At 67.9% G+C, this 16,335-nt stretch carries 8 protein-coding genes and 2 pseudogenes; 7 read left to right on the plus strand and 3 right to left on the minus strand.

The window, feature by feature from the left end; all coding sequences use genetic code 11:
* Positions 1–283 precede the first annotated feature (283 nt).
* Both OHT21_RS05845 and OHT21_RS05850 read right to left on the minus strand, forming a co-directional pair.
* Positions 284–735 (minus strand): annotated as a pseudogene (locus tag OHT21_RS05845) (transposase); the annotation flags it as partial.
* A 208-nt stretch (positions 736–943) separates the two neighbouring features.
* Positions 944–2,905 carry an RICIN domain-containing protein gene (locus OHT21_RS05850; protein WP_328767167.1) on the minus strand — a complete coding sequence of 654 codons (1,962 nt, stop codon included), beginning with the start codon at positions 2,903–2,905 and terminating at the stop codon, positions 944–946.
* 928 nt (positions 2,906–3,833) lie between these two features.
* On the opposite strand from OHT21_RS05850, the gene OHT21_RS05855 reads away from it, so the two are divergent.
* The 4 genes and pseudogenes from OHT21_RS05855 (at position 3,834) to OHT21_RS05870 (ending at position 9,394) form a co-directional block, all read left to right on the plus strand.
* Positions 3,834–5,264 (plus strand): glycoside hydrolase family 43 protein, encoded by a 1,431-nt coding sequence (locus OHT21_RS05855; RefSeq protein ID WP_328767168.1) that lies wholly within the window; start codon positions 3,834–3,836, stop codon positions 5,262–5,264.
* Positions 5,265–5,600: 336 nt separating this feature from the next.
* A pseudogene (locus OHT21_RS05860) lies at positions 5,601–6,464 on the plus strand (family 43 glycosylhydrolase); the annotation flags it as partial.
* Between the two features lie 12 nt (positions 6,465–6,476).
* The gene (locus OHT21_RS05865) at positions 6,477–6,917 is read left to right on the plus strand and encodes an AbfB domain-containing protein (protein ID WP_328773970.1); all 441 of its coding nucleotides are present in this window, start codon (positions 6,477–6,479) and stop codon (positions 6,915–6,917) included.
* 209 nt (positions 6,918–7,126) lie between these two features.
* Entirely contained in the window at positions 7,127–9,394 is a 2,268-nt protein-coding gene (locus tag OHT21_RS05870) for a glycoside hydrolase family 97 catalytic domain-containing protein (RefSeq protein WP_328767170.1), read from the plus strand.
* 22 nt (positions 9,395–9,416) lie between these two features.
* Here the strand turns inward: OHT21_RS05870 and OHT21_RS05875 are convergent, their stop codons facing one another.
* On the minus strand, positions 9,417–9,704 hold the full coding sequence (locus OHT21_RS05875; RefSeq protein WP_328767171.1) for a hypothetical protein: 288 nt from the start codon (positions 9,702–9,704) through the stop codon (positions 9,417–9,419).
* Between the two features lie 281 nt (positions 9,705–9,985).
* On the opposite strand from OHT21_RS05875, the gene OHT21_RS05880 reads away from it, so the two are divergent.
* The 3 genes from OHT21_RS05880 (at position 9,986) to OHT21_RS05890 (ending at position 16,322) form a co-directional block, all read left to right on the plus strand.
* Positions 9,986–11,341 (plus strand): glycoside hydrolase family 43 protein, encoded by a 1,356-nt coding sequence (locus OHT21_RS05880; RefSeq protein WP_328767172.1) that lies wholly within the window; start codon positions 9,986–9,988, stop codon positions 11,339–11,341.
* 361 nt (positions 11,342–11,702) lie between these two features.
* Positions 11,703–14,012, plus strand: a complete 2,310-nt coding sequence (locus OHT21_RS05885) for a beta-L-arabinofuranosidase domain-containing protein (RefSeq protein ID WP_328767173.1) — start codon at positions 11,703–11,705, stop codon at positions 14,010–14,012.
* Between the two features lie 375 nt (positions 14,013–14,387).
* Entirely contained in the window at positions 14,388–16,322 is a 1,935-nt protein-coding gene (locus tag OHT21_RS05890) for an ATP-binding protein (RefSeq protein WP_328767174.1), read from the plus strand.
* Positions 16,323–16,335 lie beyond the last annotated feature (13 nt).

Below are 16,335 nucleotides of genomic sequence, written 5' to 3' on the forward strand. Positions count from 1 at the left end.
CCAGGCTCGGCGGCATGCGCCTCGACGGTTCGATCCAATCGGGTTACCGCCCCCGCCACTTCGAGCAGTCCGGCCAACAGACCCGCCGGTGACGGCATCATGGCCGGGGGCCGACCCCACGGCAGACGCCTCACCGAGGCGGCCCGGCAGGCCGAACAACAACACGCGACGGCCTGCCCGGGTGTCGGTGGCAGCAATCACGACGACGGCGACCAGCAGCCAGCCCTCGATCATCCGCACCTCCGGGTGGCTTTGTTGGGCAACCGGCCAGACGGGGGCGAGCCAGCCCCAGAACGTCCACGGCCAGTCCCCGCTTGCGGCCCGACACCTTCTTGTTGGCGTCCAGTCCCGTCGTGGTCTTCGGGACACCGGCGGCCGCGCGGACGGACTGGGTGTCCCGAAGACCACGAGGGACGGGTCCTCTAATCGGCGGGCCCTCTCCCGCACCTGGCAGCGCAGGAGTTCCTGGATCCGCTGGTCGAGACCGTCCTGACGCCACAGCGTGAAGTAGTAGAACACCGCCGACCAGGCCGGGAAGTCGTGGGGCAGATAGCGCCACTGGCAGCCCGTCCGGTTCTGGTAGAAGATCGCGTTCACGACCTCCCGCAGGTCACAGGCCCCGGGGTCCCCGGTCGCCGACCGTGCCACCCGGTCCTGCTTCGAGGCAGTGATCATCGGCTCGATCAACCGCCACTGCTCGTCCGATAAGTCGCTGGGGTACGGCTCTCGCTCCATACCCTGCATCCCAGCATGGACAGTGGAACAGGATGATCTGCATGAGATGCGGCACTCCGCACGACGCCATCATGGCCGTTCTCGTTGGGCGCGAGCGCGGGGTGGCGGGAGCGGGCGTATCCGCACCGCTCCCCCGTCATTCGACACCGTTCCGCAAAAGCCGACCGACGACGGGCGTCGGTGAAGGCGCCGCCCGTCGTCGGAATCGTCAGAGGGCGATGATCTGCCACTGCTTCTCAAGCGCGCGGTTGTAAGCGAACTGGTTGATGTTGGCCCCGTCGGCGGTCGAGCCTCCGTCGACGTTGAGCGACAGTCCGCTGAACCGGTTGGTGAGGTAGTAGTAGCCGTCGCCGGTCGGCGTGACCGCCCAGTGCTGCTGGGGAACGTTGTGGTCCCCGTAGAGGGAGACGTTCCCGCCGTCCACCCGCGAGAGTCCGGCCACCTCCATCAGCTTGCCGCTGTTCACGTTCTTGATCTCGTAGTAGCCGTCTCCGGTGGAGGCGAAGGTCCACTTCTGGGCGGTGTTGTTCAGCCACGGCCACTGCTGGATGTTGGTGCCGTTGGCGGTGCCGAAGTTGTACACGTCGGCGACTTTTCCGCTCTTGCGGTTGACGATGCGGTAGACAGTGCCGTCGCCCGGCAGGACTTTCGACACCGGTACAGGCTTGGCCGTCCGGCCGCCGATCCTGACGCCGCCCATGTTGGCGTAGCCGCCGGTGGCCGCGTTGGCCTGGATCCGTACGAAGCCCACGTTCCGGGCGGGCCATTCGGCCACCTTGGTGGCGCGGTCGCCGGCCCAGGTGCCGGTGGCGACCCGGGTGAAGTTCGTGCCGTCGGTGCTCGTGGAGATGGTGTACGAGGTGATGTCACCGTCGGTTGAGTTGCTGCGGTTCCACTGCTTGGGCAGGTACTCCAGGGTGGAGACGTTGCTCCACACCCCGCCCAGGTCGATCGTGATCGAGTGAGGCAGGGCCGGGGACAGTCCCCACGTCGACCAGCAGGTCTCGTAGCCCCTGTCGCTCAGCCCGTCGATGGCGTTGAGCGGTCCTTCGCCGGTGCGGAATCCGGTGGCGTAGGCGCTGACGGGGGTCACCGGGTGTTCGGCGCGGGACATCTGGGCGGGCAGTGGCGGGCGGGAGGTGTTCGGGCTCCATGCCGCCCCGACTTCGGCAAGTCGGTTGACGATGTTGGTGTCCAGCTTGCCGTTGCGGTTGGTCGGGCAGTTGAGGATGAACGAGGTGTACTTCGGTTCCAGGTCCGCCAGGTGCGACAGGATCGCGTCCTTGCTCATCAGGCCCTCGGTCGGCGTGGACGGATGCCAGAACCACCCGTTGCTGATCGTCTGTCCCTGCGTGGCGGCGTAGGTGTTTCCGGCCGGCGCGGTGATGCCCAGCGGCTCCTCGAAGTAGATGGCGTCGCCGAGGAACGGTACCGACAGTCCGCCGTGGTCGATCATGACGATGTCCGGCTGGAGCGACTTCACGTGCTCGCGGATCCGCTGGTACGAGACGGCCTGCTGGCCCATCTGCCACGCGTAGCCGTCGGTGACGAACATGTCGATGGTGCCGTAGTTGGTGAGCAACTCGGTGATCTGACCGAGCATGAAGGTCATATCGCTGGGCTGGATGGCATCGGTGATCTCGAGACCGGACACCTTGTGCCGGCTCTCCCATGCCTCGACGCCGAAGGTGCGGTCCCAGATCGAGTAGTAGAACCCGACCTTCAGCCCCTTCGCCCGGAAGGCGTCGCAGTACGCCCGCACCACGTCCTGCTTGTAGGAGCTGTTCGCGACGTTCTGGGTGCCATACGCGCTCGGCCACAGGGCGAAGCCGTCATGATGCTTGGTCGTCAGGATGCCGTAACTCATCTTCGCCGCGGCGGCGGCGGCCGCCCACTGAGCACAGTCCACGGCTGTGGGGGCGAACAGAGCGGGGTTCTGGTTCGGGGCGGCCCACTCCTCGTTGGTAAACGTGCCCAGGCTGAAGTGGTTGAACATGCCGAACCGCATGTTCACCAGGTTTTCCAGGTTGGTCTGGGGGTCCGCGGCAGCCGCCTCCGCCAACAGGGGCGACAACGCGGGGATCACGGGCAGCGCGGTCGCGGCCACAGCGGCGCCCGCGGCGCCCGCGGCGCCCAGCAGCGTGCGACGGGACAGTCTTCCTGACGACATGGGGGGGTTACTCCTACGTCCAGGGGATTCGGCGCTTGCCTCCACGGGAAACCACTTGTCCGTTCGCGGGAGGAAGCCGCACACCCCGACGACTTGGGCACGAGGGCGTGCCTTGACAGGGAGAACACACGAGTGGCGCGGTACTTCTGGGTGTCGGGTACCGGATGTTACGCATGAAGTTCGACCATGTGACCCGTCCGTGTCAACGGGCGTGCAGGGATGAATCACCATCCACGAGAAGTAACTTTGACCGTTAAGAGCCGTGATATTGCGGTTCGCCCGTCGCCAGACATCACATGTCTAGTGCCTCCACCCACCCGGGCCACCCGGAATGCAGACGACGAACAGCACCGTGACCGCAGAACCCACGGCCGACCCAGCCCTGCGTCGGCAGGAACGCCATGCGTGGCACATTCGCCGACCGCGACCAGCCTTTTCAGATCCAACGGGCTACTGCTGCCGGAGGTATTGACGCATCTCGCTTCTCACACTTAACGTCTGCCCGACCATACGAACGTCGTTCGATTTACCGAACACATCACTTCGGCGGACAGGCAGTCGGCTACAGAGGCTTCCTCCGGCCGAGCCGAGCACTGGAAGGCACACGGCACCGCGCCCACGCGCGCTCGAATCGACAACCGACCGGCAGACCCCGCACCACGACCGCCCCACTCGGGCGAGAACCGTGCCGTCACCTCACAAGCTGTCACCACGAAACGCACCGGCATCGTGTGGCCAGTCCCGCGGTCACCACGGCGAGGTGCACCGCACACGGGAGACATACCGCTGACCGGATCCGACCACCCCCTTCCGCGTCGTGCAGCAGCCGGTCCTGTCCCCCCAACACTGAGACCGAGCTCCCCCCTCGCCACCCCGCTTCTCCCTGTTTCACCGGGTGGTGGCATCTGCAGAACGACAGGAGATGTACATGTCCGCGCTTCGCGCCAGGCTGGCGGCGATATTGGTCGCCGCCTGCCTCCTCCTCACAGGCCAAGCCCTGACCGCACCGGACCGGGCGGCCGCCGCCGACCCGGGCTACCTGATGGTGCACTTCACCGGGGAGGGGTCGGCCAACCAGCAGATGTACCTCTCGCACAGCACGGACGGCCTGCGCTGGAACGACCTCAACGGCGGCGGCATGGTCCTGCGCTCCACGGTCGGCACGAAGGGGGTGCGCGACCCCGCACTGGTGAGATCCCCCGACGGCAGCAAGTACTGGATCATCGCGACCGACCTGTGCTGGGGCTGTGGGTCGACCGTGGACGGATCCATCAACAACGGCAGCCGCAACCTCGTGGTGTGGGAGTCGACGGACCTGGTCAACTGGTCGAAGCCGTGGCTGCTCAACGTCGCCGGCGCGATTCCCGACGGGCGCAACGCCTGGGCGCCGGAGGCGATCTGGAACCCGGCCACCAACGACTACGTCCTGTACTGGGCGACGAACGTGCCCCTCGACGGCAAGACGAAGCACCGCATCTTCTACGCCCGCACCAGCGACTTCCGCTCCATCACCACCCCGAAGATCTACATCGACCGCCCCGGCACCCAGGAACTCATCGACACCCAGATCGTCGAGGTTCCGTCAGGCGTCGGCAACTACCGCTACGTACGGGCCTCCGGCGACGGCCAGATCACCCTCGAAGGCAGCAACTCGATCCTGGGGACCTGGACCAGGCTCGGCGACCTCTCCGGCATCGGCCTGACCGGCTCCCAGGTCGAGGGCCCGATGTGGATGAAGTTCCGCGACCGCAATGAGTGGACCCTGTACCTCGACCAGTACGCCTCAGGCCGCGGCTACATGCCGGTTACCACGACCAACCCGTCCAGCCCCGGCACCTACAAGCTCCCGGCATCGGGAAGCTACAACATGGGCGGCACCAAGAAGCGCCACGGTTCGATCCTGACCCTGACGGCCGCCGAGGAGGCCCGCGTCCTCGCCCGCTGGCCCAACACCCCGGCCAAGCGGCTCCAGTCCTTCAACTTCCAGGACCGGTACGTGCGACACGCCGACTTCGACGTGCGCATCGACCAGAACATCACCAGCGAGGACGCCCAGTTCCGCCTGAGGCCCGGCCTGTCCGGCTCCGGCACCGTCTCCTTCGAGTCGGTGAACTTCCCCGGCTACTTCCTGCGGCACTCCAACTACGACTTCCAGCTCGCCTACAACGACGGCACCGCCCAGTTCGCCGCGGACGCCACGTTCCGGCAGGTCGCCGGGCTCGCCGATTCCAGTTGGTCGTCGTTCCAGTCGTACAACCACCCGGACCGCTATATCCGGCACTTCGGGTACCAACTCCGCCTCGACCCGATCACCACCGCGACAGGACGCAGCGACGCCACCTTTCGCGTGACGAGCTGACCCGACCGGGATGCCGGCGCCTTCACGGCGCCCCCTCACTGCCAACCGCCCACCAGCGGAGGAGGCGCCGGCTTCCCCTCCACGAGCCATCCCGGCGACCCCGACGGGACACTTCTCCCCGCCGCCGACCGCCAGCGCGATGTCATACGGGCCGAATGCCAGCACCTTGACCGAGGCCTCGCGCACCTGCCACAGCCATGTCTTCTTCAGGGATGTGAATCCATGCACAGCGTGAGACCTCCCGGCCGCCGCAGGTTCCGGCCGGGCGCTCTGGCCGCCGCGGCCGCCGCCTCGCTCCTGTTGGGCTTTGCCGGCTCTGCCGTACCCGCCCAGGCGGCGGAGAGCCCGGTCCTGCCAGGGCTCACCGCCGACCCGAACATCATCCGCTTCGGCGACACCTACTACATGTACCCGACGACCGACGGCTTCCCGGGCTGGAGCGGCACGCAGTTCAAGGCGTACTCCTCCAAGGACCTGGTCCACTGGAAGGATCACGGAGTCATCCTCGACCTGGGCCCGGACGTCAGCTGGGCCGACATCAGGGCCTGGGCCCCGGCGATCGAGGCGAAGAACGGCAAGTACTACTTCTACTACTCCGCCGACACGAACATCGGCGTCGCGGTCTCCGACTCACCCACCGGCCCGTTCAAGGACCCCCTGGGCAAGCCGCTGATCGCCCGCGGCGCGTATACCGGCCAGATGATCGACCCGGCGGTCTTCACGGACGACGACGGCCAGTCGTACCTCTACTGGGGCCAAGGCCGCGCCCGTGTGGTGCCGCTGAACGACGACATGATCTCCTTCGACGCCTCGAAGGTCACCGACATCACGCCCGTCGGCTACAACGAGGGCACCTTCGTCATCAAGCGCAAGGGCACCTACTACTTCATGTGGTCGGAGAACGACACCCGCGACGAGAACTACCGCGTCGCCTACGCCACCGGCCCGTCGCCCACCGGCCCCTGGACCAAGCGCGGCGTGATCCTGGAGAAGGACCTCTCGCTCGGCATCAAGGGCCCCGGCCACCACTCGGTGGTCAATGTGCCGAACACCGACGACTGGTACATCGCCTACCACCGCTTCGCCATCCCCGGCGGCGACGGCACCCACCGTGAAACCACCATCGACAAGCTGGAGTTCGCCTCCGACGGCCTGATCAAGAAGGTCGTCCCCACCCTGAGCAGCATCGACCCGGTCACCGCCGGCACCGCCCTGCCGACGAACACCACGCGCTCGCTACGGTCCGTCAACTTCCCCGGCCGCTACGCCGTCGTGCGGTCGGACAACCTCGGCTACCTCGAACCGGTGACGTCCTCCAGCACCACGGCGGTCAAGCAGAGCGCCACCTTCACCGTCATCCCCGGCCTGGCCGACTCCAAGTGCTACTCGTTCCGTGACTCGTCCGGCCGCTACCTGCGCCACAAGGACCTCCGGGTCCGCTTCGACGCGAGCAACGGCACGACGCTCTTCAACAAGGACGCCACCTACTGCGCCCGGCCCGGTTCGACCACCGGCTCGGTCAGCCTGGAGTCATACAACTACCCCGGCCGCTACCTCCGCCACTACTACTACGAGCTCCGCATCGACGCCTACCAGGACAACGCCACCTTCCGCGCCGACAGTTCCTTCACGGCGGTCAGCCCTTGGGCCTGATCGATTCCCTCGCCCGCCAGGTGGCCCGCACCGCGAAGCCCTGCGGGCCACCGGCCTGCCCGAGCGGCCGTACGGCCTCAGCAGGGAGCAGACCCGTCGAGCTCGCTTGCGCAGCCTGCGAACGGTTTGCTCCACACGACAGTCGAGATCTCCCTCCCACTCCCGGCGCGTGCGATGCGCGGCGGACCCCCCACCCCCCGGAAGGCCCCATGAGACTCCTCCAACGAAACGGAATTCGCGTCGCCGGTACGGCCGCCGCCGTCCTCGCCGGCATAGGCTCCTCGGTCACCGCGGTGCCCGCATCCGCCGCCGAGCCGGGGAGCTGGACCTCGGTCCAGCCCGGTGCCGCACAGACGGGCTGTGACGGCGTACGCGCCACTGTGGCGCTGGACGCGAACGGCGCCCTCTCGCTCGGCGCGAGCTGGAACTGCCGCCAAGCCCTGATACCCGCTCCGATCGGGCTGGTGACCAGCCAGGCCGACTTCACCACCGGACTGGACTTCGTCAGACGCACGGATACGCCCGTCTCGTACAACTACAAGGTCAAAGCGGGGAAGTCCCAGGACCGGACGCGGTCCGCGACCGAGACGAGACTGGTGTTCGCGAAGGGCTCCGCGCAGATGACCGTGCACGTCCGCACGTCCGCGGACGGTGTGGCGCTGCGCTACGAGCTGCCGTCGGGTGCGACGGTGCTGCGCGAGGCGACCTCGTTCGAACTGCCGACCAACGCCCAGCTGTCCCGGCAGGAGTTCACTCCCGACCACGAGAAGGGCTACGTCACCTCTCCCGTCGCCGACGTCCCCACGGGCTCGTATGACATGGGCATGTTCGCCCAGCAGGCCAACGGCGCGCGGGTGCTGCTCGCCGAGTCCGGTGTGGACGGAGGCTATTCAGGTGGCCGGTTCGCCCACACCCAGGGCACCGGCCGGTTCACCGTCGCGCTGGCCGACGCGCAGATCGCGCGATCCGGCGCGTTCACCACAGCGTGGCGCACCGCCGCCATCGGCAGCACGGCGACGATCGTGGAGTCCACGCTGGTCGACGACGTCGCGCCCGCGTCGAAGATCTCCGACACCTCGTGGATCAAGCCGGGTGTCGCCGCGTGGCCGTGGCTGGACGGCATGATCCCCACCCAGCGCGACCTGCCCAAGCTCAAGCAGTGGGCCGACTACGCCTCCTCGCAGGGCTGGCCCTACCTTCTGGTGGACGACGGCTGGAAGTCCAACCAGTCGATCATTCCCGAGCTCGTGGCCTACGCCCGGGAGCGCGGCGTGCAGGTCATGCTCTGGTACCACTGGCAGGACCTGGACACCGCCGCCGAGCGGGACGCCGAGTTCACCAAGCTCACCGGGTGGGGTGTCGTCGGCGTCAAGATGGACTTCATGGGTTCCGAGACCCAGGCCCGTCAGCAGTGGTACGACGCGACCCTGGCCGACACCGCCCGCCACAAGCTGATGGTCGACCTGCACGGCTCACGCCTGTCCGTCGGCGTCCACCGCACCTGGCCGCACGTGCTGACCAATGAGGCCGTCCGCGGCGAGGAATACCCCGGCGGACGGAACACCGGGCACGTGGCCGCGCTCCCGTTCACTCGCGGCCTGCTCGGCCCGGCCGACTACTCGCCGATGAGCTTCCAGCAGCGCAACCCGAACAGCGACGCCGCCGAACTCGCCCTCGGCGTACTCCTGGACAGCGGCATCATGCTGCCCGGCAGCCGCATCCCGGACTACCAGGCCCGGCCCGAGGCGCAGCGGTGGCTGCGCATGCTGCCGACCGCATGGGACGAGACGAAGTACGTGTCGGGCGACCCGCTCACCGGCGGGGTCATCGCTCGCCGCAGCGGCGACCGGTGGTTCGTCGGAGGGTTCAGGAGCGGCGGCGCCACCACCACCAGCTACCCGACCACGTTCCTCGGCTCCGGTAGCTGGCACGCGGAGATCACCACCGACGGCTCCAACGGCCTGAGCCGCACCAGCAAGGTCATCCAGGCCGGTGACACGCTGAGCGTCCCGGTGATCGCCAACGGCGGTCATGTGGTCAAGCTGACCAAGGTCCCGGCCGTCCCGACCGGGAACCGCACGGTGACCATCGCCGGCAGCAGCCACGTACTCGACGTGAAGAGCGGGAGCCTCGCGAACGACGCCGAGATCATCCGCTGGCCCAGCGCCGGCGGCGCCAACCAGCGCTTCGCGTTCGTGCCCCTCGGCGACGGATACACGCGGATCGTCAACCAGGCGAGCGGCAAGGACGTCGTCATCCGGTGGGCCTCCCGCGACGCGGGCGCCAAGGCCGTCCAGTACCCGTACGAAGCCAACGCGAACACCAACGACGAATGGCTGGCCGAAGACGCGGGCAACGGCCGTATCCGGCTCCTCAACCGCCACAGCGGTCTCTACCTCACCGCGGGCAGCGCCCAGGGCGACCGACTGGAGCAACACCCGTACGGCGCCGACCACCAGACGTTCACCGTCTCCTGATGGCGCTCAACGCGACAGCCGTCTAGCGGTACATCACTGGGTCAGAACCCTGCGCCCCGTGGCCGGGGCCGTGGTCGAGAGCCACGGCCCCGCTGACGGGCGGCGGGAAGGAGACCGTGGCGGGTAGCGGGCCGTTGACCTGGAGGAGGGCCGTACGGGCCGCGTTGCCGCCGTTGGTGAAGGCGATGTCGACGACCTTGGTGCCCGTGGCGCCGGTGCTCCAGGACGCCCAGCCCATCGGCGCCGGCGGCACCGCGATCTGGTGTGAGTCACCGCGACGGGTTCCGTCCGGAGGCCTTGCCGCTCTCACACCGCGAATGTCCGGATTCCGAACGTGCGTCGATCTGCGGAACTGGTCGGCGCCGAACGTAAAGGGTGCCCCGTACGGAAGTCAACGCATGCGGCAGTACGGCTTTTCCGTTACCCGGGCGGCGCGAACTGCACCAGAACGGAACCCGTCGGAAACATTGACGGAACCATGACTGAAACTTATCTTCTGCTCGAAGTGCCGCACATTGTTCTCAATATCGAACAATCACGCCCCGCACCACGGCGATCGGCCAAGCGGACTGGCCGAGCCCGGAGGAAGAGTTGAACAGAACCGTAAGAACGCTGCTCGCCCTGCTGGGCCCGCTGCTGCTCCTGCTGAGTGCCCCCGCCCTTCAGGGCACCGCCACGGCCGCCGCCCCACCGGCCGGACAGGCCACGCGGTACACGATGACCGCGTTCACCAACAGCAGCGAGTCGAACATGTATGTGTACGACTCGCCGGACGCCACCAAATTCACCCTGCGGAAGGGCCCCGCCTACACCCCGCCGTCCGGTCTCATCCGGGACCCCAGCATCTTCAAGCACACCGACGGCTTCTACTACATCACCTACACCACCAACTGGACCGGGAACACGATCGGTTTCGCCCGGAGCACCGACCGGGTGAACTGGACGTTCCTGTACAACTACACGATCCCGGTCAGCGGGTTGACCCGCACCTGGGCGCCGGAGTGGTTCGTCGACAGCGACGGCAGCGTCAACGTCATCATGTCGCTGACGTCGGCGAGCTCCGGCACCCACTTCACCGCCTGGAAGATCACGGCGACCAATGCCGCGCTGACCACCTGGTCGGCCCCCACCCAGCTCTCCGGCATCGGCCCGAACTACATCGACACCTTCGTCGTCAAGGTCGGCTCCACGTACCACGCGTTCACCAAGAACGAGACGACGAAGTACATCGAGTACGCCACCGCCTCCAGCCTCACCGGCCCGTACACCATGCGGAAGACGGGCAACTGGGCCGGCTTCGGCGACTGGGTCGAGGGCCCGGCCCTGGTCCAGCTCGACAACGGCGGCTGGCGCATCTACTACGACGGCTACCGCGCCGGCAAGTACTGGTACAGCGACAGCTACGACAACTTCGCCACCTGGACCACGCCCACCGAGGTGCCCGGCCTGACCGGCTTCATACGCCACGCCACCGTGCTCAAGGAGACGGTCGCCGGCGGTGTCACCCTGCCCACCAACACCACCAGGTCACTGCAGTCGGTCAACTTCCCCGGGCGGTCCGCCGTGGTGCGCTCCGACAGCCTCGGCTACGTCGACCCGGTGAGCGCCTCCAGCAGCACCGCCGTCAAGCAGAGCGCGACCTTCACCGTCGTGCCCGGCCTCGCGGACGCCAACTGCTACTCCTTCCGTGACTCCGCCGGCCGCTATCTCCGCCACTGGGACTACCGGATCCGCTTCGACGCGAGCAACGGCACCGACACCTTCAACAAGGACGCCACCTACTGCGCCCGCCCCGGCAGCACATCCGGCTCCGTCAGCCTGGAGTCGTACAACTACCCCGGCCGCTACCTCCGCCACTACAACTACGCGCTGCGCGTGGACCCTTACCAGAACACCGACACGTTCCGAGCCGACAGCTCCTTCACGGTGATCATCCCCTGGGCCTGACCTGTCCGGCCCACCCTGTCGTGCTGTCGCGGGGCCCACCCGCGGCGGCGCGGCCTTCTCTCCGCGCCCCCCGCGGTCGCTCCACCCGCCACTTCCTCATCATGCTGTCGCAGGCGTACGCCGACACCGGCCTCGGCACCTCCAATGTCTGACTCGGTGCCAGGGCGCCTTCCGGACACACACCGCCAGGTCGCCTTGCCTGGCGGGCCGGATGAGTCTCCTGCACCTCACGTCTCGCCGGCATGGTGGCGAGGGCGGTGTCCCACACCACCACCTCCGCCACGATGCCGTCGCCCGTCGGCCATATGAGCCAACAGATCAACGACCGAGCTATCGCTCTCTCCTCACCGAAAGGTGCAAGATGGCCTCCTCCGTCAGCAGACGCCGCCTCCTGCAAATAGCCGGGGCCACCGTCGCCGCCTCTGCCACCGGATCCTTCATCGGCGCATTTCCCGCCCACGCGGCGGTCGTCCCTCCCGCAAGGGCCGACATCGGGGTCTCCGCGCACCCCTTCGAATTCGGCCAGGTCCGGCTCACCGCGAGCCGGTGGCTGGACAACCAGAACCGTACGCAGAACTACCTGCGGTTCGTCGATGTCGACCGACTGCTGTACAACTTCCGCGCCAACCACCGGCTGTCCACCAACGGCGCGGCCGCCACCGGCGGCTGGGACGCGCCGAACTTCCCCTTCCGCACCCACGTCCAGGGGCACTTCCTCACGGCATGGGCACAGCTGTACGCCGTGACCGGGGACACCACCTGCCGGGACAAGGCCACCTACATGGTGGCGGAGTTGGCCAAGTGCCAGGCCAACAACAGCGCCGCCGGTTTCAACGCCGGCTACCTCTCCGGCTACCCCGAGTCCGACTTCACCGCTCTCGAACAGCGGACCCTGAGCAACGGCAACGTGCCGTACTACACCATCCACAAGACCCTCGTCGGCCTGCTGGACGTATGGCGCCACATCGGCAGCACACAGGCGCGTGACGTGCTGCTCGCCCTGGCGGGATGGGTCGACTCGCGCACCGGCCGACTGAGCAGCCAGCAGATGCAGGCCATGCTGCAGACCGAGTTCGGCGGCATGAACACCGTGCTGACCGATCTCTACCAGCAGACAGGCAACGCGCGGTGGCTCACCGTCGCCCAGCGGTTCGACCACGCCGCGGTGTTCGACCCGCTGGCGTCCAACCAGGACCGGCTCAGCGGACTGCACGCCAACACGCAGGTCCCCAAGTGGATCGGGGCCGCCCGGGAGTACAAGGCCACCGGCACCACCCGCTACCGGGACATCGCCACCAACGCCTGGAACATCACCGTCAACGCGCACACCTATGCCATCGGCGGCAACAGCCAGGCGGAGCACTTCCGCGCCCCGAACGCCATCGCCGGTTTCCTGAACAACGACACCTGCGAAAGCTGCAACACCTTCAACATGCTCCTCCTCACCCGGGAGTTGTTCGCGCTGGACCCGAACCGGGCCGCGCTGTTCGACTACTACGAGCGGGCATGGCTGAACCACATGATCGGCCAGCAGAACCCGGCCGACGACCACGGTCACGTCACTTACTTCACGCCGCTCAACCCGGGCGGCCGACGCGGTGTCGGCCCGGCGTGGGGCGGCGGCACCTGGAGCACCGACTACGGCACTTTCTGGTGCTGTCAGGGCACGGGCCTGGAGATGCACACCAGGCTGATGGACTCCATCTACTACCGCAGTGACAACACGCTGATCGTGAACATGTTCGTGCCCTCGGTGCTCAATTGGTCGGAGCGCGGAATCACGGTCACCCAGACCACGACCTACCCCGTCAGCGACACCACGACCCTGCAGGTCACCGGTAACGTCAGCGGAACCTGGGCGATGCGCATCCGCATCCCGAGCTGGACCGCCGAGGCCACGATCAGCGTCAACGGCACGCGGCAGAACATCACCACCACGCCGGGCAGTTACGCCACTCTGACCCGCTCCTGGACCTCCGGCGACACGGTCACCGTCCGCCTGCCCATGCGGATCGTCATGCGAACGGCCAACGACAACGCGAACGTCGCCGCGATCACCTACGGCCCGGTGGTCCTGTCCGGCAACTACGGCAACTCCTCGCTCAGCTCTCTGCCGTCGCTGAACACGTCCTCGATCACACGGACCAGCAGCAGCTCGCTCGCCTTCACCGCCACCGCCAACGGCTCCACCGTCAACCTGGGCCCGTTCCACGACGCGCACGGCCACAACTACACCGTCTACTGGAACGCCGGCGGCAGCGTCCGTCTCGTCAACGTGGCCAGCGGTCTCCTGCTGGGCATCCAGAACATGTCCACGGCCGACGGTGGCCGCGCTCTGCAGTGGTCGGACAACGGCACCGCCGACCACGACTGGTTCATGATCACCGATGGAAACGCGGTCCGCTTCCGCAACGCCCACAGCGGCAAGGTGCTCGGCGTCTTGAACATGTCCACGGCAGACGACGCGACCGTCCTGCAGTGGTCGGACAACGGCACCGCCGACCACAGATGGACGCTGCTCGACCAAGGGAACGGGACCTACAAGATCCGCAACGAGAACAGCGGCAAGCTGCTCGCCATCGCGAACGACTCCACCGCTCTCGGCGCGTTCGCCATCCAGGACTCGGACGACGGCACCGCCGACAACCGGTGGCGCATCGTGAGGAACTGAGGTCCGCCACGGATGTAGATCCTGGTCGCTCTCCATCCTCCCGCGCGCTCGACGCCTCGACCCTCGTTCGGTATCACGAACAGCAGGGGATCGAGGCGCCCATCGACACTCCGGACAGTCTCTGACGAGGGCCGACGGGAAACTCCTATTCAAGGAACGAGGCTCCATGCGCAGACATGGTCTCAACCGCAGACACCTGTCTGTGGCGCTCGCGGCCCTGGTCGCATCGGCGGCGGCGCTCGTCGCCAACCCGGCCCAGGCGGCCACCAGCGGCGCCTTGCGCGGCGTCGGTTCCGGCCGGTGCCTGGATGCAGTGGCATTCGGGGCTCTTGCTAGCCTCCTGGGTATTTGTCCGTCGATGCATGGGGTCGAGCCGTGATCACGGTCCTTCCGGCCGTGGGCAATCTGCCCACGGCCCTCAACAGCTTCGTCGGCAGGCGCCGCGAGGTGGCCGAGATTCGCCGCCTGCTGGGCGTCGGTCGGCTGGTGACGCTCACTGGAGCGGGCGGCGTGGGCAAGACACGGCTGGCACTTGCCGCCGCCGCGGCCTCAAGGAAGGCGTTCCCGGACGGCGTGTGGATCGTCGACCTGGCCGCGGTACGCGACCCGTCGGCGGTGGACGCCGCGACCGCGGGTGCGCTACGGGTTCCGGACTACGGCGCCAAGCCCGCCCTTGACCAGCTCACGCACCACCTGGCCCGCCACCGGGCACTGATCGTGCTGGACAACTGCGAACACTTGATCGATGCATCCGCCGGGGTGGCGAAGACGCTGCTGTCGGCCTGTCCGGAGCTGCGCATCCTGGCGACGAGCCGCCAGACGCTGGGGGTCACGGGCGAGAACGTCTCCGTCGTCCCTCCGCTGTCGATACCGGACGAGGCGGTCGAACTGCTGCAGGAGCGAGCCGCCGCCATCCGGCCGGACTTCCGCATCACCGACGCCAACCGGATGCAGGCCACCCGGCTGTGCGCCGACCTGGACGGGCTGCCCCTGGCCATCGAACTGGCCGCGTCGCGGCTGCGGACGCTGACCGTCGAGCAGGTCGTGGAGCGTCTGGAGGACCGTTTCGCGCTGCTCACCGGCGGCTGCAGGACCACCCTTCCACGGCAGCGCACATTGCGCGGGATGATCGAGTGGAGTTATGAGCTGTGCACGCCCGCCGAACAACTGCTGTGGAACCGGCTGTCTGTCTTCACCGGCAGCTTCGCCCTGGACGCCGCCGAATACGTCTGCGCACAGGACGGTATCGCGGCGCATGAGGTGCTGGACCTCATCGACCGGTTGGTGTCCCAGTCTGTCGTCCTGACCTGCAAACGCGAAGATCTGCCCCGCTACCGGCTGCTGGAAACCATCCGCACGTACGGACGGGCCCGGCTCGCCGAATCGGGGGAAGAGCTGGAGCTGCTGCGGCGGCACCGCGATTTCTTCCTCGCCCTCGCGGAGCGCACCGCCTCCGACTGGTACGGTCCCGGCCAGGAAGAGGCTCTGACCCGGATGCGTGCCGAGCACGGCAACTTCCGGGTGGCACTGGACCTCGGGGCGAGGGTTCACCCAGCCGTGGCCGAGCCGGCCCCGGCAGGGCCCGGGCAGGCGGAGCCGCACCCGCCGGAGCGCACGGTCGCGGATCCTGCCGACGCACAGGCCGCTCTGCGCCTGGCGGCGGCGCTGCGCTTCCACTGGTGCGCCGACGGGTTCCTCGGCGAGGGGCGCCGTCAGTTCGACCGGCTCCTCGCGGCAGCGCCCGAACCCACCCCGGTCCGGGCCAGGGCGCTGTGGGCCGCCGCCTGGGTGGCGATACTCCAGGGCGATCTGGCGACGGCCGACCGGTGGCTGGACGAGGCCGAGGAGCTGGGCGAACGACTGGACGACCCGTCGGTCCGGCCCTACATCCAGGGCTATCGCGGCGCGTCGGCGACCTTCCGGGGGCGGATGGCGCAGGCCGTGCCCCTGTACGAGGGGGCGCTGGCCGCGCACGAGGTGGCGGGCGAAGGAGCGGAGGGGCTGTTCTGGCTTTTCCAGCTGGCGATCGCAGGCCTACCTTGGGGATCCGCGCTCGGCCGAGGAGACCGCCAGGCGCGCGGTACGGCTCGCGGAAGCACACAGGGAGCGTCTGGGCGGGTCCTACGCGAGGTGGGCACTGGGCTATGTGGTCTGGGCACACGGCGACCGCGAGGAGGCCGTGGCGCTGACACGGGCCGCGCTGGAGATCCTGCGGGGATTCAACGACTACGCCGGGACCGCGGCGGCCCTGGAAGATGCATCGATGACCAGCAACAACGTGACCGAGTCCGAGGCCGTCGAGCCGTCTGAGGCGCCGGCGGAG

This window comes from Streptomyces sp. NBC_00286, assembly GCF_036173125.1.
In the GTDB taxonomy this organism is placed as follows: domain Bacteria; phylum Actinomycetota; class Actinomycetes; order Streptomycetales; family Streptomycetaceae; genus Streptomyces.

Excerpts from the sequence above, each read along its gene's own strand:
- OHT21_RS05850 (WP_328767167.1), bottom strand. The coding sequence starts at position 2,905 with ATGTCGTCAGGAAGACTGTCCCGTCGCACGCTGCTGGGCGCCGCGGGC.
- OHT21_RS05855 (WP_328767168.1), top strand. The coding sequence starts at position 3,834 with ATGTCCGCGCTTCGCGCCAGGCTGGCGGCGATATTGGTCGCCGCCTGC.
- OHT21_RS05870 (WP_328767170.1), top strand. The coding sequence starts at position 7,127 with ATGAGACTCCTCCAACGAAACGGAATTCGCGTCGCCGGTACGGCCGCC.
- OHT21_RS05885 (WP_328767173.1), top strand. The coding sequence starts at position 11,703 with ATGGCCTCCTCCGTCAGCAGACGCCGCCTCCTGCAAATAGCCGGGGCC.